The following is an 18,525-nucleotide window of genomic DNA, read 5'->3' on the forward strand; positions in this document are numbered from 1 at the left end:
GTGGATCGGTCACCGGTCGAAGCGACCGGCCTTGACGACACCGAGGAACCCGGCCCAGGCGCGCTGGTTCACGCGCAGCGTGCCGCCGTCGCGGTCCTTGGTGTCGCGGATGTACGTCGCTGACTCGCCGATGGCCAACTCGACGCAGTTGTTCGTGCCGCTTCCCCTGCTCTTGCGCCACTTCAGGTTGTTCATCCCCATCCTTCGCCTGTGCGCGGACCAGTTTGGCCGGCCTCTCGGCGCTGAGCGCCGATCCGGCGATCCCGGCGAACCTGTCCGCGAGATGTTTAACGTCGCTCACATTCTCCACCCGCGAACCGCCGCCGGTGTACTCCAGACAGACGGCACGATCTGGACGATCACGTTGTCGCGCTTCGGCGATGGTGACCAGTTCCCATCAGACGCTTTCGAGCCTCCTTCGCAGGCGCGGTCGTGAGTGGTGAAGCGGGTTCTGGCCCGGTTGCGCACTCGCGACAGCTGCATGAGGTAGGCCACAGTTCAGGCACGGGGATCGATATCGACCGGCCTGTGTCGGCCGAACTCGGCGGCGTAAACCCTGGTCATGGCGGTGCTTTCGGGGTGTGCGGAGCTACGGATCCGGAGTTCAGCCCAAGTGTCCTATAGGACATTTGTCATTCCGATTGTTCCGTCTGGGTGCTTGTGGGAAAGTTCCGCGCGTTGGAGTAGGCCTGAAGTACTTTTCGTGCTAGCGAGGAAAATTGAAGAGGCTGATTGCGCCGTTATCCGTGGCGCTGTTGATCACCTTGGCCGGTTGCGGTGTCGGTTCGAAGCCGAACACGTCCGACGGAGGGGACACCAAGTCCTCCTCGTCGAGCAGCAGCACCGAGAGCGGCGGTGAGTCCGAGTCCACTGGTCCCCAGAGCGCTTCCTTCGGGCAGGCGGTCACGGTCTCCACCGACAAGGGCACCCAGCTGAAGCTGACCATCGGTGCGCCGACCGACTTCACCGGCCAGGCGGACTTCGAGGCGGAGAAGGGCAAGTACGTCGTCATCGACGCGTCGGCGGAACTGGCCAAGGGCGTCGCGGGCAACGTCAGTGAGGACGAGTTCATCCTCGTCGACGCCAAGGGCAACCGGTACGAGCCGGCCATCGCTTCGATGGAGATCTCCGGTTCGTTCATCAAGCTGCTCACCGACAAGGGCAAGCCCGAGACCGGCAAGATCATCTACGACGTGCCGGCGGACGCCACCGGCCTGACGGTCGAGTACTCGCCGACCGACGTCGACAGCAAGCCGCTGGGCATGCTCGCCACCTGGAAGTGAGGTCGCGAGGCCCGCTGGGCCGGGTTGTCCGAGTCGCCCCTCGACGCGGACAACCCGGCCTTTTTGTCGCTCAGTAGAGGTAAAAACCCGACACGATCGTGCGGTCTAGTTTCAGTAACGCTCTGCACCCGATGATTGAGCTGATCCGTTTGTCCTGATCAGGCCATGCGCGCCGGTGATCGGACACCTGCCAGCCCGCGTCGGCGCTCCCGGTGCCCGCGTTAGCGTCCCGGCGGCACTTGATCTCTCCGGTCAGGTTGCTGCCGCAGGCTTCCCGGCCATCGCCGGACGCTGCCGACAACAGGTAGGCCAACGGGCCAGGAGCTGATCATGAGGCTGCGCACAACAAGTACCAGACGCCGTGCACGCGTCGCCACGGCGGCCACGCTCGGCGCGCTCTGCCTCGGCCTCGCCGGTTGCTCTGGCGCGTCGCCGATCGAGCCGGCCACCGCGATGGCGAGGGCCGACCTCGGCATGGAGGCGGCCGCGACGACCTTCGCCGATTTCCCCAAGGCGCCGCAGGATCCCGCGCCGAACGCGGAAACCGGGGGCGTCGTGCTGCGCGTCAAGCAGGACGTCGCCGTGCACACCGCGCCCGGCGGCCCCGTGTTCGCCAAACTCCCCGCGACGCAGCTGGAAAACCCAACCTGGGTGCCGGTGATCGCGGAACGCGGGCCGTGGCTGCAGGTCCTCCTCCCGTCCCGGCCCAACAGCTCGGTCGGCTGGGTGCGCACCGGCGGCGAGGTCGAGCGGGCGCGGTCGCCCTACGCCGTGGACGTCGACATCGACGCGCGGCGGCTCGTGGTCCGCAAGGACGGCGCGCCGGTCGGGGAGTGGATCGTCGGCGTCGGCGCGCCGAACGCCCAGACGCCGCGCGGCCGGACCTTCATCATGGCGGCGATCGAGGAGACCGTGACCCGGTTCAGCCCCATCATCCTGCCGCTCGGCACGCACTCGGAAACCTTCAGCACCTACGGCGGCGGCCCCGGAACCGTCGCGCTGCACGGCTGGCCCGACCCCTCGGTGTTCGGGCAGGCCAGCAGCGACGGATGCGTCCGGGTCCCCGACGACGCGCTTCGGCTGCTCATGACCCTGCCGTTGGGCACCATCGTCCACCTGCGGTGATCGCCGCGGGTGGGAACCCCTCTCCCGAAGTACGACAGAAAAGGAAGTGCGAAGTATGCGCAAGACTGCTTGCCTCGCCGGGATTTTCGCCGCTGGCACCGGACTCCTGGCCGGCGCCGCGCCCGCCTTCGCGGACAGCGCCGACAACGACGGCATCAACGTGGGCAACGACAACAACCTGAGCCTGCTGCCGATCCAGTTGTGCGGCAACAACATCGCGGTGCTCGGCCTCGTGGTGCCGATCCTGTCGCCGCAGGCGAACGACTGCGTCAACGCGCCGATCGTGGACCACCCGACCGTCCCCGAGAAGCCGAAGCCGCACACCCCCACTCCTGAGCCCTGCCCGCCGGGCGTTCCCGGCGGGCCCGGTTCTCATGGCGTCCGCAACCCCGGTGGCCCCGGTGGCGGACTCGGCTGCGACCCCGGTGGGTCGACCCCGCGGCCGGCCGAGCCGGAGGACCCGCGCCAGCAGGCGGTGTCGGACCCCGAGCCGCTGCCGGCCGCGCCGACCCCGGTCGCCGTCCGCGGGCATCACGCCGTTACGGGCTGAGATCATCCGACCGGTTGGTTTATTTCACTCGAATGGGTACATGCCTAAGTCGTCGGCTGGCCCGTTCCGGTTGATCAGCACTAGATTCCGGTGCTGCGTAGATCACTACGCACTCCACGTGGTCGTTTCGGCTCAAACGATCACACCCCCGGTGGTGGTGCCTGACGAAGTACTCCCCCTCTCTTCGTCGGGCACCACCGCTGTTCTTCCAGCCGTACCGGGAAATTCCGGTCAGCCGCCGATCCGGCCGAACGAGCGGGCCGCGACCAGGAACGCGTCGTTCTCCTCCGGCTGACCGATGGTGACCCGCGCGCCCTCCCCGACGAAGGCGCGGACCACGACCCGGTTCTCCAGGCAGTGCTCGTTGAACTCGGTGGTGCGCTCGCCCAGCGGCAGCCACACGAAGTTCGCCTGCGTCTCGGGCACCTCGTAGCCGATGGCCACCAGCTCGCGGTGCACCCGCTCGCGCTCGGCGATCACGTTCGCGCACCGCTTCTGCAGCTCGTCCTGCGCCTCCAGCGAAGCGATCGCCGCGACCTGGGCGAGCGCGTTGACGCTGAACGGGATGGACACCTTCCGCAGCGCGGCCGCGACCTCCGGCGGCGCGACGGTGTAGCCGACGCGCAGCCCGGCGAGGCCGTAGGCCTTGGAGAAGGTCCGCATCGACGCGACGTTCTCGCGCTGCTTCGCGATCTCGACGCCGTCCGGTCCGGCCGGGTCGCTGACGAACTCGAAGTACGCCTCGTCGAGCACCACCAGCACGTCCGACGGCACCCGGTCCAGGAACGACTCCAGCTCGGCCCGCCGCAGCAGCGTGCCGGTCGGGTTGTTCGGCGTGCACACGAACATCAGCCGGGTGGCCGGGGTGATCGCGGCGAGCATCGCCTCCAGGTCCAGCGCGTGCCCGGCGGTCAGCGGCACCCGCACCTGCTTGGCGCCCACGACGTGCGTGATGATCGGGTAGGCCTCGAACGACCGCCACGGGAAGATGACCTCGTCCTCGGCGGTGCAGGTGGCCTGCACCAGCTGCTCGCACAGCGCGACGGAACCGCAGCCGACGGCGATTCGCTCCGGATCCACGTCGAACCGCGCGGCCAGCGCTTCGGTCAGCAGCCCGACGCCCATGTCCGGGTAGCGGTGCACCTCGCCGGCCGCCTGGTTGATCGCCGCCACCGCGCTCGGCAGCGGGCCCTCGGAAACCTCGTTGCTGGCGAGCTTGATCGAGCCGGGGATGGTGCGACCCGCGACATATGCGGGCAACTGGTCGAGGTCGGCACGAGTGCGCACGGTCATTTACGACTCCTAGCTCAGGTCGGTCACCTGGACGTTAACGCTCCTGAGCGAGGAATTGGGGGCACGGGTCATTTTGTGCAGCGGGAGTGGCCGATGAGCGCTAGAGACTGTGCAAGTTGTGCGCGTGACGAGGTTCACGGATGGGGGTGTGCTGCGGATGGCCCAATCGGGTGCCTCGTATTGGTGACCATCCGTTGAATTCACTCGTCCGACCGGTTGAAGTCGTTGACTCATGTTCACTTCGGCGTGATTACCTGCACGGCATGACCCAAACCCGGACCGAGACGCTTGCGCTCACCGACGGCACGCAACTCCGGCTCACCATCGCCGAACCGGACACCGTGGTACGCGGCGGGCTCGTCGTCCTGCACGAGGCCCGTGGTGTCACGGAGCGGGTGCGCCGGTTGAGCAGCGCCCTCGCCGAGGAAGGCTGGCTCACCGTCGTGCCGCACCTCTACCACCGAGACGGCACCGACGAGATCCACGACCACCACCCGGACGAGCACGTGCTCGACCAGGTGCAACGCCTGTCCGGGGACACGATCCTGGCCGACACCGACGCGTCGTTCCTCTGGCTCTCCGACCGCGGCGTGCCGGCCGACCGGCAGGGCGTCATCGGGTTCGACATCGGCGGTTCGGCGGCGCTGGTGGTGGCGGCGAGCCGCACCGTGGGTGCCGCGGTAAGCGTCGGCGGGCACGGCATCCTCGAACCGCTGTCGGCCGGGCTGCCGCCGCTGGTGGAGATCGCCGGCGAGCTGTCCTGCCCGTGGCTGGGCCTGTACGGCGACAACGACGAGATCGAGGCCGGCGAGGTCGAGAAGCTCCGCGAGGTCACCGACGCCGCGCCGGCGGTGAGCGACGTGGTCCGCTACGAGGGCGCCGGGCACCGCTTCGACCGCGACGCGGAAGCGGCGGCGGAGGCGTGGCGCCGGGCCCGCAACTGGCTGGACCTTCACCTGCGCTGACGCCTGTGACGCATGTGGCTGCCGGTGCGAACCGGCAGCTCAGCGGCGTCGAAGGCTGGCTTAACCCGGACTCGGTGGGTTATGAAAGGCCATGGCACCGAGCACCGATCCCGAGCTGTTGTGGCGGCCCGGCCCGGAACGCGTGGCCGCGAGCCGGATGACCGCGTTCCGCGAGTGGTTGCGCGGCGAGCGCGGCATCGACCTGGCCGACTACCGGACGCTGTGGCAGTGGTCGGTGTCGGATCTGACCGCCTTCTGGTCGGCGGTGGCGGAGTTCTTCGACGTCCGCTTCCACGACCGCGCCGAGCAGGTCCTGGTCGCCGAGGTCATGCCCGGCGCGCAGTGGTTCCCCGGCGCCACCCTGAACTACGCCGAGCACGCCCTCCGCTACGGCGCGGGCAAGGCGGACGACGACCTGGCGGTGATCTTCGCCCGCGAGGACGGCCGCGGCGAGGAGATCACGTACGGCGAGCTGAGGGAGCGGGTGGCCGCCGCGCGGGCGGGCCTCGCGGAGCTGGGCGTGCAGGCCGGCGACCGAGTCGTGGCGTTGGCGCCGAACTGCCCCGAGACGCTGGTGGCCTTCCTCGCCGCGGCGAGCCTCGGTGCGACCTGGTCGTCGTGCTCCCCGGACTTCGGCGCGCGGGCGATCGCGGACCGCTTCGTGCAGATCGAGCCGAAGGTGCTGATCGCGGTCGACGGATATTGCTACGGCGGCAGTACTTTCGACATCAGGTCCACTGTGGATCGGTTGCGCGAGGCGATGCCGGGACTGGCCGGCGCGGTGCTGGTCGACTACCTCGGCGAGGCGGCCGAACTGCCGGGCGCCATCGACTGGGACGACCTGCTCGCGCGGCACCGCGGCGCGCCGCTGGAGTTCGACCCGGTGCCGTTCGACCACCCGCTGTGGGTGCTGTACTCCTCGGGCACCACCGGCCTGCCGAAGGGCATCGTGCACGGCCACGGCGGCATGGTGCTGGAGCACCTCAAGGCCATCGGCCTGCACTGCGACCTCGGCCCGGGCGACCGGTTCTTCTGGTTCACCACGACGGGCTGGATGATGTGGAACTTCCTGGTCGGCGGCCTGCTGAGCGGCACGACCCTGGTGCTGTACGACGGCAATCCGGGCTACCCGGCGCTGTCGGCGCTGTGGGAACTGGCGGCCCGGCACCGGGTGAACTACTTCGGCACGTCGGCCCCGTTCATCCAGAGCTGCCTGAAGCGCGGCCTGCGCCCGGGGGACGACTTCGACCTGTCCGCGCTGCGCACGGTCGGCTCGACCGGGGCGCCGCTGACCACCGACGGCTTCCGCTGGGTGGCCGACGCGGTCGGCGAGGACGTGCAGATCGCCAGCGTCTCCGGCGGCACCGACCTGTGCACCGCGTTCGTGGGAGCCGCGCCGGATGTGCCGGTGTGGCTGGGCGAGATCTCCTGCGCGCTGCTCGGCGCGGCGGTCGCCTCCTACGACGAGCACGGTCGGGAGCTGCACGACGAGGTCGGCGAGCTGGTGCTGACCAAGCCGATGCCGACGATGCCGGTGTTCTTCTGGAACGACCCGGACGACTCCCGGCTGCGCGAGGCGTACTTCGACGTGTTCCCGGGGGTGTGGCGGCACGGCGACTGGGTGCGGCTCACCGACCGCGGCACCTTCGTGATCTACGGCCGCAGCGACTCGACCCTCAACCGCGGCGGCGTCCGGATGGGCACCGCGGAGTTCTACCGGGTGGTGGAGGGCTTCGAGGAGATCGTCGACTCGCTGGTGATCGACACCTCGGGCGCGGGCGAGGCCGAGGGGAAACTGCTGTGCTTCCTGGTGCTGGCCGAGCGCGCCGAGCTGGACGAGGTCAAGCCGCGGCTCAAGGCGGCGCTGCGCGCGGAGCTCTCGCCGCGGCACGTGCCGAACCGGTTCATCGTCGTCGACGAGGTGCCGCGCACCCTCAACGGCAAGAAGCTGGAGGTTCCGGTGAAGAGGATCCTCGCCGGCACGCCGCCGGAGCGGGCGGTCAGCCGCGACGCCCTCCAGAACCCGGCGGCCCTGGACCCGTTCGTGCAGCTCAGTGCCGACCTGAACGGGTGACGGACGGAAAAACCGACCCCCCTGTTTCGACCGTTCGGAGGGGTGTGTAATCTTTTCTCCGGTGGCCGCGAGGGTTACCGGGAGGCTTCGCCTAGTCTGGTCTATGGCGCCGCACTGCTAATGCGGTTGGGGGTTACGCCCCCTCCCGGGTTCAAATCCCGGAGCCTCCGCTGTGGCCTCCACCGCCAGGTGGAGATCACAAAACTGAAGACGCGCCCGTAGCTCAACGGATAGAGCATCTGACTACGGATCAGAAGGTTAGGGGTTCGAATCCCTTCGGGCGCACGTCTGGTCGAGACAGCAGCGAACCCCCTCTAGCAGGGGGTTCGCTGCTTTTCGGGGTCAGAGCAGCGCGTATGACGGGGTGTCCCTAGTAGTCGTTCAGGCGGTAAGGGAGACCGAGGCGAGACCGGCGGTCGGGCGGCGAGACCGAGGAACCAACGCGTCGGCGGCTTCGGCCGCCGAGAGGGCGAGTTCAGGTAGCACCGAGACGTACAGGTCGGCGGTCACCGACAGTGACGCATGCCCCAAAAGGCTTCTGTGGCTCGCGGGATTCGCCACGGAAGGTCGAACAGCGGAAGGTGGTGCGGAGTAGGACCATCGAGGCATCGGTCCCGGGCTGTCCGTTGGCAGCCATCGCGAAGGGAGCCACCGATGCCGGAATTCATGGATGTGCATCACGACATGGCCGGGTTGACTTCAGAACAGCTCGCCGAAGCCCATCGTGCGGATCTGGCGATCCAGTCCGAGGAGAACGTCGACTTCAAGCATGCTTGGGCCGATCCCGACAGCGGCATCGTTTTCTGTCTGTCCGAGGCGCCGAGCGCGGACGCTGTCAAGAAGGTCCACCAACGGGCCGGGCACCCGACCGACGAGGTTTACCAGGTCCCTCTACAGGCCTGAACTGGTCACACGTGAGCGGTGACCGGGTGGCGCCCCTGGCACCGAACCTGCCAGCTAGGTCCGGTGTCGGCTGGGGTGGTGTGCGGTGAGTCGGGCGAGCGCCAGACCTCCGGCTTGATCGAACGAATCCTCATGCCGCGACACCCGCCTCGGCGGCCTGGTCGGTGCCGAGGTGCGCGGCGATCTCCGCGTCGGCCATGCCCCGGCGGCGCAGGATCCGCTCGATGAACGGTGCTGGGCACTCTGCCTGGGGGCTCGCACCTCAACATGCCGGTGTGCGGGTTGTCAGATTCGCTCGGCGAGCAGGGCTTGGCCGGGGCCTGACAGTTCGTTGATGGCGTGGCCGCGTCCGGCGATGGCCATGAGCAGGGCTTCGCCTGGGCCGCGTACTTCGGGGCCGGAGCCGCGTGACCAGTCCAGGTCGGTGGCGACGAGGGTGAGGCCGCGGGCTCGTTTGGGTGCGCCGATAGGCGGCGCGGTCAGCGCTAGCCGCAACGCGGTTCGCAGGCGGAAGTGGGGTATCTCGCGGGGCATGTGGAGTGGGCGGCGAATGTCCTGTTGGTGGATCATGCCGTCCACGAGCGCGATCATGCCACCGCGCGCGGCGGTCAGCCCTCTGGGCCGCTGGTGCGCGCGCAGCAGGTTGATCAGTTCCTGCGGGCTGCGGGAGTACTCACGCATGCCGATCGCGTTGACCTTGCTGGGGATGAACCCGCCACGGGCGAAACGCTTGATGAGGCCCGCCCAGCCCAGTTCCTCGTAGCTGATCACGTGAGCGATCACGTCTCGCACGGTCCAGCCATCGCACAGGCTCGGTGTCTCCCACTGCTGGGGAGTCAGCGTCTCGAGGAAATCGGCGAAGTCGCCACGTTCTTGCATGGCGAGGGTCATCACGTCGGCCGCACCCGATTCTTGGCTGCTCACTCGGCCACCTCCACGTTGCGTGTTCTGCGTCAGCCGTGATGGCGAGCCTCCCATCGGGGGCCGACAGGTTGCCTCTCTCGCAGCTGTTCATCGATGTGCGTCGAGCGGGACGGATTTGCTTCGGCGGCCCCGATCATCCGTGTTGTGCGCAAAACCATTGGACGCGCACTTCCCGCCCGCTGACCGGTGAGCGAGAAGTGCGCGTCCTCAACGGAGTTCTACGTGGCGTTCGCCAGCTGCCTCAGATGGTGCGGACGCAGGCGCATTGGCCTGCCGCGAGTGTGCCCTCCGCGGCTTCCCGGGTGGCGACTTCGGTGCGGGCGGGAGCGACCGCCACGGGGGCGCGGGCTCCGGTCTCGGCCTTCCTGACGCGCGGCGCAACCGCCTCTGCCGCACGCTCTCCGGCTTCGGCCTTCTCGTCGCTTGGCCAGACCGCCAGTGCCGTGATGGCTCCGATCGCCGCCAGGCCCGCCAGCACGGTCCAGGTGGTCGTGAAGCCCGCTTGCGTGGCGCCCCATCCGGCGATGGGGTAGGTCACCAGCCAGGCCAGGTGGGACAGCGAGAACTGGGCCGCGAAGACCTCGGGAATTCCGGTGGGGTCGACGGCTCGGCGGAGCACCCGCCCGGTCGGCGTGATGATCAGCGCCATACCGCCGCCGATCGCCACCCAGATCACCCCGGTCGGCAGTGCCGCGGCGATGCTCGCCGCGGATGTCGTGACCGCCGCGCCGACCGCGAGCACCAGCACCGCGGCGCCGATCAGCATCACGAACCGGTCCGCCACCCGGTCCAGGACGCGCGGGAGGACGAGGGCCACCAGCAGCGTCCCCGTTCCGGACGCGGCGAGCATCCAGGCCACGTCGGATCGGGTTCCGCCGAGGACGTCGCGGACGTAGTTCACGGTGTTGACGACCACGATGGAGCCGGCGGCGGCGACCACGAGGTTCAGCGCCATGACGCCGCGCAGGCTCGGGGTGGCCGCGAACGTGCGGATCCCCGCCACGGCCCGGTCCCAGGCGTTCGCGTGCGAGCTGGGGCGCGCGTTGGGGATGCGCGTGGACAGGACCAGCAGCGCGGACGCGGCGAACCCGGCGGAGGTGCCGAGGAACAGCAGGTTGAACGACATGAAGGTGAGCGCCACGGCCGCGAGCACCGGGCTCAGCAGGCTCTCCATGGTGGAGGCCACCTGCGACGCGGACAGCGCGCGGGTGTAGTCGGCCTCCTCGGTCACGATGTCGGGGATGACCGCCTGGAACGTCGGCGTGAACGCCGCTGACGCGGTCTGGAGGACCCCGATCAGGACGTAGATGTGCCACACCTCGGTGACGAACGGCAGCGCGATCACCACCAGGGCGCGCACCACGTCGAGGATCGTGAGGAACCAACGCCTGGGCAGCCGGTCGACGTACGCGGCCGCCAGAGGTGCGACGACCACGTACGCGACCATCTTGATCGTCAGCGCGGTGGCGAGAACCGCGCCGGCCCGTGGGCCCGCGAGCTCGTAAGCGAGCAGGCCCAGCGCGACGGTGGCCAGGCCGGTGCCGAACAACGCGATGACTTGAGCGCCGAACAGCCGCCGGTAGTCGCGAATCGCGAACAGTCCCATGTCCGTCTCCTCCCGGGCGACCGCAGTCGCTGATACCCCATTGGGGTATTCACGACGAGAGGATTTATATACCCCTAGGGGGTATGTGTCAACGGGGCTAGTCGTTCGCGGCGGCTCGGCCGGTGGACGGCCAGGCCGGATCGCGGCCGATGAAGGCCATCAGCTCGTCCTGCGCGGAGGCCCCGTCGGCGATGGGCACGGCGGGACCGAACTGCCCGCTGTCGCGCAGCATCTGCTCCACGGGCTTCATGGCCGCCAGCGCGGCGCGGCAACGCTCCTGGCCCAGCGCGGGCTCGCGGCCGAGCGCCTTGGCGAGATCCCAGGTGTGCATCCAGACGTCGGCTGTGTAGAACTGGTCGATCGCCTCGTCCACCGGTTTGTCGCCGGTGTGCGGGTTGCTGAGCACCCGCCCGGCGGGGGCGTCGAGGATCGCCTGGATGTCGGTGACGTGCTGCTTCCAGGCGGCGACCGGGTCGGCCTCGACGTCCAGGGGCGGGAGCTCGATCCCGGCACCGGCCAGGAAGCCGCGGGACCACCCGGCCAGGTGCTTCACGATGTCGAGGGCCGTCCACTCCGCGACCGGGCTGGGGCGCGCCCAGTCGCCGGCCGAGGCGGACTCGACCAGCTCGGTGAACCGGTCGGCGTCGTGCGCGTGTTGCTGGGCAGGTGTGCGCGTCATCTCAGGCGTCCTTCGCGAGCAGCTCGTCGAGCTTGTCGTAGCCCTCATTGACCCCGACGTCCATACCGCTGGACAGGATGCCGTCGCGGGTCTCGAAGTCCTGCACCACGCTCAGCGTCCGCAGCCGTGTGCGCCCGTCCTCGAGTTCCTCGAAGGTCAGCGTCTCCAGTGCGACTCCGTCGGGTTGGCCTTCGTAGGTGAAGGTCCACACGATCCGCTCGTTCGGCCGCACCTCGTGGAAGCTGCCGTAGAAGGAGGCGATCTCCTCGCCGCCGCGATCGTTGGCGAAGGCCCACGAGCCGCCGGTGCGAGCGTCCCACCGGATGACCCTCGTGGTCAGCGAACGCGGCCCGACCCATTGCGCGTAGAGCTCGGGATCGACGTGGGCGCGGTACACCTGCTCGGGAGCCGCGTCGAACTCCCGGAGGATCTCGATCGTCGGGACCTTCTCGTCCGCCAGGATCTGGGTCTCGTGCTTGGTCATGATGCGTCCTCCGTGCGGTTCGGTTTCTGGTTCTCTTCGCCGGTCATCCGGCCGAGCAGGGCATCGAGGCGCTGGTAGCGCTCCTCGGCCTCCCGGCGATAGCGCTCGATCCACTTCGACATCAGGTCGAACACCTCCGCGTCCAGGTGGACCGGCCGGCGCTGGGCGTCCTTGCTGCGGGTCACCAGGCCGGCCTCCTCGAGCACCTTCACGTGCTTGGAGATCGCCTGGAGGCTCATGTCGTAGGGCTCGGCCAGCTCGCCCACGGTCGCGTCCGCGCCGGCCAGCCGGGCCACCAGCTCGCGCCGGGTCGGGTCGGCCAATGCCGCGAACGCCCGGTTGAGCCGCTCCGTGCTCTCGTCCACGATTCTTCCTCAACTAATCGGTTGAATACCAAGCTAGGCGGCCTTCTCTTCGTTGTCAACCGAGCAGTTGAGGAAGGCCCTCTTCGTGTGCATTCGGCGAGAACCCGCTCGGCGAAAGGGAATACCAGGTCATGTCCCTGCCGCCGCCGGAGGCAACCTCGTTCGAGCTCGTGCGTCTGCTGCAAGTGAGGCACGAGCCGGACGGAGGGTTGGCCCATGCAGGCGGAATCCGAACCGACGCCCGATGGATGCGGCACCGAGGTGCAGCGCCGGGACGTCGTGGTGGGGTGCGGCCTCGCCGCGATCCTCGCCCCGCTGCTGTCGCTGACCGTTGTCCTGGTCATCACCGCCCCGGACGGCGGAGCGAGTGGCTTCGCCAACGGCATCCGGTTCTGGCTGGTCGCGACGGTCGGCTGGCCGATCCTGACCGCGGCGCTGGCCGTGCCGCTGGTCATCCTGGTGCCGCGGAGCCTGGCCCAGGGGCGGCGGGACAGGGTTGCTCAGGCGGTCGAGGGCACACCGGCGGGCGAATGGAGCGCGAAGCATCGGTTCCTGGTCTTCGGCACCGTCGCGGCGATGATGGTCCTGTTCCTCGTCGGCGTCTCGATCGGCGGGTGATCTCGTGTTTCCCGGCGTCGTTCGGCGAATTTCAGTTGACCGGGGTTCCTAGGCTCACCGGGTATGGGGAGCAGCACGATTCCGGTGCTCTGGGTGACCGGTGCGCCTGGAACGGGGAAGTCGACGTCCGGCTGGGGGTTGTTCACGCGCATCTCCGGGCGGGGCGGCAGCGTCGCGTACGTCGACATCGATCAGCTCGGCTTGATCGGGCCACCACCGGGCGGCGGTGCGGCGAGCCACGAGATCAAGGCGGCCAACCTGCTGCGGGTGATCGCCGTGTTGCGGCAGCGAGGCGTGCAGCAGGTGATCGTGTCCGGCGTCGTGGATCCGGAGCTCGGCGTCGAACCGTTCTTCGCCGGTAGCGCCGAGGCGGCTCGCATCGATCTCGCGCTCGTGCGGCTGCATTGCGACCGTCAGGAACTGCGCAGCCGGTTCCTCGGGCGCGGATCGCCGGCCGGCATGCTGGGGGAGCTGTTCGAGGTGGTCGACCGGATCGACCGCGCGGCGATCGGCACCCCGCTGGACACGACCGGCCATCGCCCCGACGACACCATCGATGCCCTGATGGGCCATTGCGTCGTCCGGCCCGGCCCGGTGCAGCCGCTGGTCCCCGTGGGCGACGGGTCGCCGCCGATGCCGGTGGTCGTCGTGACGGGCGCGACCGCGGTGGGCAAGTCGACCGCCGCGTGGAGCGTGCTGCGCGACCTCTGGCAGAGCGGCGCGCCGACCGCGTACATCGACGTCGACCAGCTCGGATTCGTCCATCCCGGGCCGGATCCCGTTCTCCAGACGGCCGAACTCGCGGCGCTGTGGCGCGGCTACCGGCAGGCCGGGGCGCAGTCGCTGATCCTCGTGACCCGCGATCCCGGCGCGGAACTCATGGGGGCACTGGCGGAGGAGCTCGTCACCGTCGTCTGGCTGGACGCCGACGCAGCTGCGCTGGAGGACCGCATCCGACGTCGGGCCGATGGCGAGTCGGCGCTGCTCGCGGGGGACGAACTCCGCGGCGCGCCAACGGAATTGCAGAGCCGGGTGGCGGTCCGAGCGGCGGCGGAGGCGGAGTGGCTGCGAAGTTCCGGGGAACCCCGGATGGTCCTCGACACCACGGGCCAGTCGCCCCAGGAGACCTCCGCAGCGCTGCTCGACATGCTGCGCCCCGCTCTCGGCCCCCCAGAACGCGATCCGCGCTGATCGCGGATCTGGCGGAGCGAACGGTCCGTTCACTTCGAACCGGCGTGATCCCGCTGCGGTTCGGTCATGGCTGCTCCACCGAGCCGACGCTCTCCGGCGGACGCAGGTCGGCGGGCGGTTCCACCGGCAGCCCGATGCGCATGATCCGCGTTTCCCCGGCGCCTTCCGCGTCCTCGGTGTGGAGCGCGAGCCAGCGGTTGTCGGGCGACCACGCCAGGTCGTAGACGTTGCCGCCCGGCCAGTGGCTCATGATGACCTCGCGGTCGCCGAGCCTGCGGACGCACAGCTCGTGGCCGTCGGCGCCCCAGATGTCGCCGCCGGTGTTCGCGGCGGTGACCAGGTAGGCGCTGGACGGGCTCAGCGCCAGTTGCAGGACGGAGGACGCGACGTCGATGGTGTCGACGACGGTCCGCGAGGACGGGTCGATCACGTGCAGGTCCCGGCCGAATGTGCTGGCGAACAAGCGGGACTCGTCCTCGGCGAAGGCTGCGTCGGCGATCGCTGTGTTCGCACCGACGGGCATCCGCGCCTGTTCGTCCCCGTCGAGCAAGAAGTCCACGCCTGGGGCCAGGCCGAAGTCGATCCGGTGGGCGCCCGAGCGGGAGCGGAGCTCGCCGCGCTCCAGCGGGACCTCGACCACGACGCCGGTGTCCACGTCGTACGCGGTCTGCGTGGGCGGCGACGAAAGCGAGTTCGTGAGCGCGACGACGTGCCGCCCGGGAGCCCACATCAAGCGCCCTTGTTCCGCGGTGAAGCGCCGGTGCTCCGACCAGTCGCCGCAGTCGTACACCACGATCCCGGCATTCCAGCCGGCCACGGCCAGGAAGCGGCCGTCATCGGAGAAGGCCAGCTGCGTCGAGGTGAGGGTGCCGAAGGGCCGGAGCACGAGCGGGTCATGCACGTTCGGAACGAGCGGCACGTCCTCGGGCCGCAAGCTGTCGGCGTTGATCGGGAGCTGGGTGGAGCCCCACGCCGCACCGGCCTCCAAGTGCTGGATCCAGGCGTGATCGGTGACGCGGACGACGTAATCGGCCTGCGTCAGCCATTCCTCGTCGGCCCACTGCCCGCCGCGCTCGTAGTAGAAGTCCTTGAGGCGCCCCCAGCCGTCCTCGGACGGCGGGTCGTTGGCGACGGAGGTGCGCTCGACGTGCGAGACGAACCAGCGGGCGTGCTCGGCGACCATGCCCGGTCGAGGATCTGGGCGGATTCGACGACCTCGCCGATCGGGTGCCCCCAGCGGCCGGATTCCCACAGCAGCCCCAGGAAGAACCCCGGATCTCGCACCGGCGGTGCCAGGTAGCTCCGGCCGCTCGTCTCGTAGTACACGACGAATACGCGGAGCCGGATTTCGCGGCGGTCCAGGTCGACGTCGAGGACGCGGGCCCCGAAGATATCGGTGGACATCGGTGATAAAGCTCCTGCGTCGGACGACCGGCATCGTGCTGCCGGAGTCTATGCCGCCTCGGAGCGCCGCATCATGGTTTCCGCCGCTTCGCTTGATGTGTCTACTGTGGATCGCGGCGCCACTGGGACAGCCAGTTCTTCTTGGGCTTGGGGTGCTTGATGTCGTTGCCGCCCATGAACGAGTAGGTGCGGATGCGGATGACCGGGGCGTTCGGCATCTCCGCGTCCTCGTCGACCTTGACCGTGTTGCCGCCCATGAAGTCCGTTGAGTCGACCACCACGCGCACCCCTCGCGGCACGATCACGTCGCTGCCGCCCATGATCGACACCAGCACGATCTCGATCTCCCGGCCGGGCAGCGTCGCCTCGCGCAGGTCGATCGTGGAGCCGCCCATCAGCGCGAAGTAGCCGGACTTGCGGGGCACCTGCCAGCGGCCCTTGTAGTCGGAGCCGCCCATGATCGCGATCTTCCACCGGCGCTTGGTCTCGTCGGCGGGTTCGGCGGGCAGGTTCGACGGCGCGGCGGGCAGATCCGTCACCGGCTCGGCGAGCTCGCCCCGCGTGACGGCCTGGTAGGCGGCGTCGACGCGGTCGGTGAACTCGGCCAGGGTCAGTCGTCCGGCCCCCACGGCTTCGGTGAGTTGCCGCGCGGTCTCGGCGCGCTCGTCGTCCGATGCGCGGAGGGATCGGTCGTCGCTCCCGTCTGTGCTGCTCATGCCGGCAGTCTAGAGCTCGGGCGGCGTCGCCACGTCCGAGTACCGGACATTTTGACATTCGGGTCCTATGTGGACATCGCTGCTTCGGGGAGTCCGGCGATCAAGGCGCGGTACCCTGCTGGTTCGGCATCTCGTTCCGGCGCGTTTCGCAGTTTTCGACCGGGCAGCTGGGGGTTACCTGGGGTGGACTTCTTCATCAGCCACGCGGGCCGGGACCGGGCGTGGGCGGAGTGGGTGGCCTGGCACTTGGTCGACGCCGGCTACACCGTCGAGCTCGACACCTGGGACTGGGCCGCCGGGGACAACTTCGTCATGAAGATGGCCGCCGCGCTCGACGGCGCCGAACGCGTCGTGGCCCTGTTCTCGCCCGCCTACTTCGAACCGCAGCGCTACACGACCGACGAGTGGGCCAGTGCCTTCGTGCACGACGAGCAGCAGCGTTCCAGGCTGTTGCCGCTGGTGGTGGAGGAATGCGAGCCGCCGCAGCTGCTGCGCCCGCTGATCGCGCAGAAGCTCTTCGGGCTGGACGAGGACCAGGCCCGCAAGGCGTTGCTGGACGCGGCGCGCGGGCCGCAGCGCCCGGACGGGCGGCCGGAGTTCCCGCCCAGTGCGCAGGCCCGCGGCCAGGAGGCCGGGTCCAGGCCGCGGGTTCCGGGGCGCCCGCCGGCGGTGTGGAACGTGCCCGGGCGGAACTCGGACTTCACCGGCCGGGACGGCGTGCTGGTGCCGCTGCGGGAGCGGTTGCTCTCCGGCAAGAACACGCAGGTCCTGCACGGGATCGGCGGCGTCGGCAAGACGCAGCTGGCGATCGAGTACGCGCACGCCTTCGCCGCCGGGTACGACCTGGTGTGGTGGATCGACTCCGAGCGGACCGGCCTGATCAGCGAGCAGTTCGCGGCGCTGGCCGTCGCGGCGGGCCTGGTCGGCACGAACACCGACCACACCGCGGCGGAACTCGCGGTGCGCAAGTACTTCCGGGAGAACTCCCGCTGGTTGCTCGTCTTCGACAACGCCGAGGACCCGGATGCCGTGCGGCCCTGGCTTTCCGGGGCCGCCGGGCACGTGCTGATCACCTCGCGGAACCCGGCCTGGAACGAGATCGGGACGCGCACCGAGGTGCAGGAGTTCCAGCGGCAGGAGTCGATCGCGCTGCTGCGTTCCCGGCAACCTGATCTCGCGGACGCCGACGCCGACCGGCTCGCCGACGAGCTCGGCGACCTGCCGCTGGCGTTGGCGCAGGCAGGCGGAACGCTGGCGGAAACCGGCCTGTCGGTGCCGGAATACCTCCGGCTGCTGGCGAGCCGCACGAACGACGTGCTGAACGAGAAGCCACCGAGCTCGTACCCGACCTCGCTGGCGGCTGCGGTGCGCGTGTCGATGGAGCGGCTGGCGGCGGATGAGCCAGCTGCGGTCGCGTTGCTCCAGGTGTGCGCGATGTTCGCACCGGAGCCGATTCCGACCAGGTGGTTGAGCAAACCCGCGGCGCTGCCGGACGAGCTGGCGGAGGTCGCCGGGGGTCCGCTCGCGTTCGGCAAGCTGGTCAGGCGGATCGGCCGCATTGGGCTGGCCCGCGTCGGCAACGCGACCATCCGCCTGCACCGCCTGGTGCGATCTGTCATCCGCGACCAGCTGTCGGCCGACCGGCGAAAGGCCTTGCATGCCAGCACAGAAGCCCTGCTCGCCGGGGTCGATCCGGGAAGCACGGATGATCCGGTGGCGTGGCCGGAATGGGCGCGGTTGCTGCCGCACCTGGTCGAGGTGGACCCGGCGACCACCGACAACGAGCGGCTGCGTTCCTTGGCCTGTGACGCGGCCTTGTATCTGTTGCGACGTGGGGACGTTACATCGGCCATGCCTTTCGTCCGCCGCCTCTACGAGCAGTGGCGCGAACGCATCGGACCAGATGACATCCACACGCTGACCGCTGCGAACGAGGTCGCCCACAGTCATTCCCGGCTCGGAGAGTACCGGCAGGCGCATGCGCTAATAGAAGGAACTTTGTCCCGGTGGCGGGAGAAGTTCGGAGATGACCACGTTGGGACGCTGCGTTCCATGAACGATCTCGCAGTAGTCCTGGGCTATCTCGGCGAGTATGCGTTGGGTTGTCAAGTGCACGAGGCGGTATGGGAGAAGTACCGGCGGGCGTTGGGCGAGGAGCATCCGGACACTTTGCGGTCGATGTCCAACTTCGCTTCGGCTTTGGGTGAGGTTGGTGAGGTCTCTCGCGCGCGTGAGCTGTGCGAGGCGGCATGGGAGAAGTACCGGCGGGCGTTGGGCGAGGAGCATCCGGACACTTTGCGGTCGATGTCCAACTTCGCTTCGGCTTTGGGTGAGGTTGGTGAGGT

At 69.2% G+C, this 18,525-nt stretch carries 20 protein-coding genes and 2 tRNA genes; 11 read left to right on the top strand and 11 right to left on the bottom strand.

Annotation, left to right across the window (positions count from 1 at the left end; genetic code table 11):
* Positions 1-9: 9 nt before the first annotated feature.
* The gene (locus AC07FN_RS23520) at positions 10-195 is read right to left on the bottom strand and encodes a DUF397 domain-containing protein (protein WP_478397548.1); all 186 of its coding nucleotides are present in this window, start codon (positions 193-195) and stop codon (positions 10-12) included.
* 551 nt (positions 196-746) lie between these two features.
* Here AC07FN_RS23520 and AC07FN_RS23525 point away from each other — a divergent pair.
* A complete protein-coding gene (locus AC07FN_RS23525; protein WP_478397549.1) occupies positions 747-1,283 on the top strand; it encodes a DUF4352 domain-containing protein in 537 nt (178 codons plus the stop codon).
* A 70-nt stretch (positions 1,284-1,353) separates the two neighbouring features.
* Here the strand turns inward: AC07FN_RS23525 and AC07FN_RS23530 are convergent, their stop codons facing one another.
* The gene (locus AC07FN_RS23530) at positions 1,354-1,596 is read right to left on the bottom strand and encodes a hypothetical protein (protein WP_478397550.1); all 243 of its coding nucleotides are present in this window, start codon (positions 1,594-1,596) and stop codon (positions 1,354-1,356) included.
* A 17-nt stretch (positions 1,597-1,613) separates the two neighbouring features.
* Here AC07FN_RS23530 and AC07FN_RS23535 point away from each other — a divergent pair, with 17 nt between their 5' ends.
* Positions 1,614-2,408 (top strand): L,D-transpeptidase, encoded by a 795-nt coding sequence (locus AC07FN_RS23535; RefSeq protein WP_478397551.1) that lies wholly within the window; start codon positions 1,614-1,616, stop codon positions 2,406-2,408.
* A gap of 55 nt (positions 2,409-2,463) precedes the next feature.
* Positions 2,464-2,958 carry a hypothetical protein gene (locus AC07FN_RS23540; protein ID WP_478397552.1) on the top strand — a complete coding sequence of 165 codons (495 nt, stop codon included), beginning with the start codon at positions 2,464-2,466 and terminating at the stop codon, positions 2,956-2,958.
* A 231-nt stretch (positions 2,959-3,189) separates the two neighbouring features.
* Here AC07FN_RS23540 and hisC read toward each other — a convergent pair whose 3' ends face one another.
* Positions 3,190-4,251: a histidinol-phosphate transaminase gene (gene hisC, locus AC07FN_RS23545; RefSeq protein ID WP_478397553.1), complete on the bottom strand. Its 1,062-nt coding sequence runs from the start codon at positions 4,249-4,251 to the stop codon at positions 3,190-3,192.
* A 263-nt stretch (positions 4,252-4,514) separates the two neighbouring features.
* Here hisC and AC07FN_RS23550 point away from each other — a divergent pair, with 263 nt between their 5' ends.
* The 4 genes from AC07FN_RS23550 (at position 4,515) to AC07FN_RS23565 (ending at position 7,575) form a co-directional block, all read left to right on the top strand.
* Positions 4,515-5,216 (top strand): dienelactone hydrolase family protein, encoded by a 702-nt coding sequence (locus AC07FN_RS23550; RefSeq protein ID WP_478397554.1) that lies wholly within the window; start codon positions 4,515-4,517, stop codon positions 5,214-5,216.
* A gap of 91 nt (positions 5,217-5,307) precedes the next feature.
* The gene (locus tag AC07FN_RS23555; RefSeq protein ID WP_478397555.1) at positions 5,308-7,290 is read left to right on the top strand and encodes an acetoacetate--CoA ligase; all 1,983 of its coding nucleotides are present in this window, start codon (positions 5,308-5,310) and stop codon (positions 7,288-7,290) included.
* Between the two features lie 80 nt (positions 7,291-7,370).
* Positions 7,371-7,460, top strand: a tRNA-Ser gene (locus AC07FN_RS23560).
* Positions 7,461-7,502: 42 nt separating this feature from the next.
* A tRNA-Arg gene (locus AC07FN_RS23565) sits at positions 7,503-7,575 on the top strand.
* Positions 7,576-7,671: 96 nt separating this feature from the next.
* Here AC07FN_RS23565 and AC07FN_RS23570 read toward each other — a convergent pair.
* Entirely contained in the window at positions 7,672-7,800 is a 129-nt protein-coding gene (locus AC07FN_RS23570) for a hypothetical protein (RefSeq protein WP_478397556.1), read from the bottom strand.
* Between the two features lie 144 nt (positions 7,801-7,944).
* On the opposite strand from AC07FN_RS23570, the gene AC07FN_RS23575 reads away from it, so the two are divergent.
* A complete protein-coding gene (locus tag AC07FN_RS23575; RefSeq protein WP_478397557.1) occupies positions 7,945-8,193 on the top strand; it encodes an SCO4226 family nickel-binding protein in 249 nt (82 codons plus the stop codon).
* A gap of 285 nt (positions 8,194-8,478) precedes the next feature.
* Here the strand turns inward: AC07FN_RS23575 and AC07FN_RS23580 are convergent, their stop codons facing one another.
* From AC07FN_RS23580 to AC07FN_RS23600, 5 genes are all read right to left on the bottom strand, one after another.
* Complete coding sequence (locus tag AC07FN_RS23580) at positions 8,479-9,084, bottom strand: maleylpyruvate isomerase family mycothiol-dependent enzyme (protein WP_478397579.1); 606 nt, start codon at positions 9,082-9,084, stop codon at positions 8,479-8,481.
* Between the two features lie 274 nt (positions 9,085-9,358).
* Positions 9,359-10,723, bottom strand: a complete 1,365-nt coding sequence (locus tag AC07FN_RS23585) for an MFS transporter (protein ID WP_478397558.1) — start codon at positions 10,721-10,723, stop codon at positions 9,359-9,361.
* Between the two features lie 97 nt (positions 10,724-10,820).
* Complete coding sequence (locus AC07FN_RS23590; RefSeq protein ID WP_478397559.1) at positions 10,821-11,402, bottom strand: TIGR03086 family metal-binding protein; 582 nt, start codon at positions 11,400-11,402, stop codon at positions 10,821-10,823.
* Position 11,403: 1 nt separating this feature from the next.
* Positions 11,404-11,886 (bottom strand): SRPBCC family protein, encoded by a 483-nt coding sequence (locus tag AC07FN_RS23595; protein WP_478397560.1) that lies wholly within the window; start codon positions 11,884-11,886, stop codon positions 11,404-11,406.
* Positions 11,883-12,251: an ArsR/SmtB family transcription factor gene (locus tag AC07FN_RS23600; protein ID WP_478397561.1), complete on the bottom strand. Its 369-nt coding sequence runs from the start codon at positions 12,249-12,251 to the stop codon at positions 11,883-11,885. Before AC07FN_RS23600 ends, AC07FN_RS23595 begins: the two co-directional genes overlap by 4 nt.
* A gap of 216 nt (positions 12,252-12,467) precedes the next feature.
* Between AC07FN_RS23600 and AC07FN_RS23605 the strand changes: the two genes are divergently transcribed.
* On the top strand, positions 12,468-12,869 hold the full coding sequence (locus AC07FN_RS23605) for a hypothetical protein (protein WP_478397562.1): 402 nt from the start codon (positions 12,468-12,470) through the stop codon (positions 12,867-12,869).
* 63 nt (positions 12,870-12,932) lie between these two features.
* Complete coding sequence (locus AC07FN_RS23610; protein WP_478397563.1) at positions 12,933-14,060, top strand: DEAD/DEAH box helicase family protein; 1,128 nt, start codon at positions 12,933-12,935, stop codon at positions 14,058-14,060.
* Between the two features lie 64 nt (positions 14,061-14,124).
* On the opposite strand, the gene AC07FN_RS23615 is transcribed toward AC07FN_RS23610, so the two are convergent.
* Together AC07FN_RS23615 and AC07FN_RS23620 are read right to left on the bottom strand one after the other, a co-directional pair.
* Entirely contained in the window at positions 14,125-15,243 is a 1,119-nt protein-coding gene (locus tag AC07FN_RS23615) for a WD40 repeat domain-containing protein (RefSeq protein WP_478397564.1), read from the bottom strand.
* A gap of 322 nt (positions 15,244-15,565) precedes the next feature.
* Complete coding sequence (locus AC07FN_RS23620; RefSeq protein WP_478397565.1) at positions 15,566-16,180, bottom strand: DUF1707 SHOCT-like domain-containing protein; 615 nt, start codon at positions 16,178-16,180, stop codon at positions 15,566-15,568.
* Between the two features lie 183 nt (positions 16,181-16,363).
* Between AC07FN_RS23620 and fxsT the strand changes: the two genes are divergently transcribed.
* Positions 16,364-18,525: FxSxx-COOH system tetratricopeptide repeat protein (gene fxsT, locus AC07FN_RS23625; protein WP_478397566.1), on the top strand; the 2,162-nt coding region annotated here is incomplete at its 3' end.

Source organism: Saccharopolyspora sp. NPDC045941 (assembly GCF_056431445.1).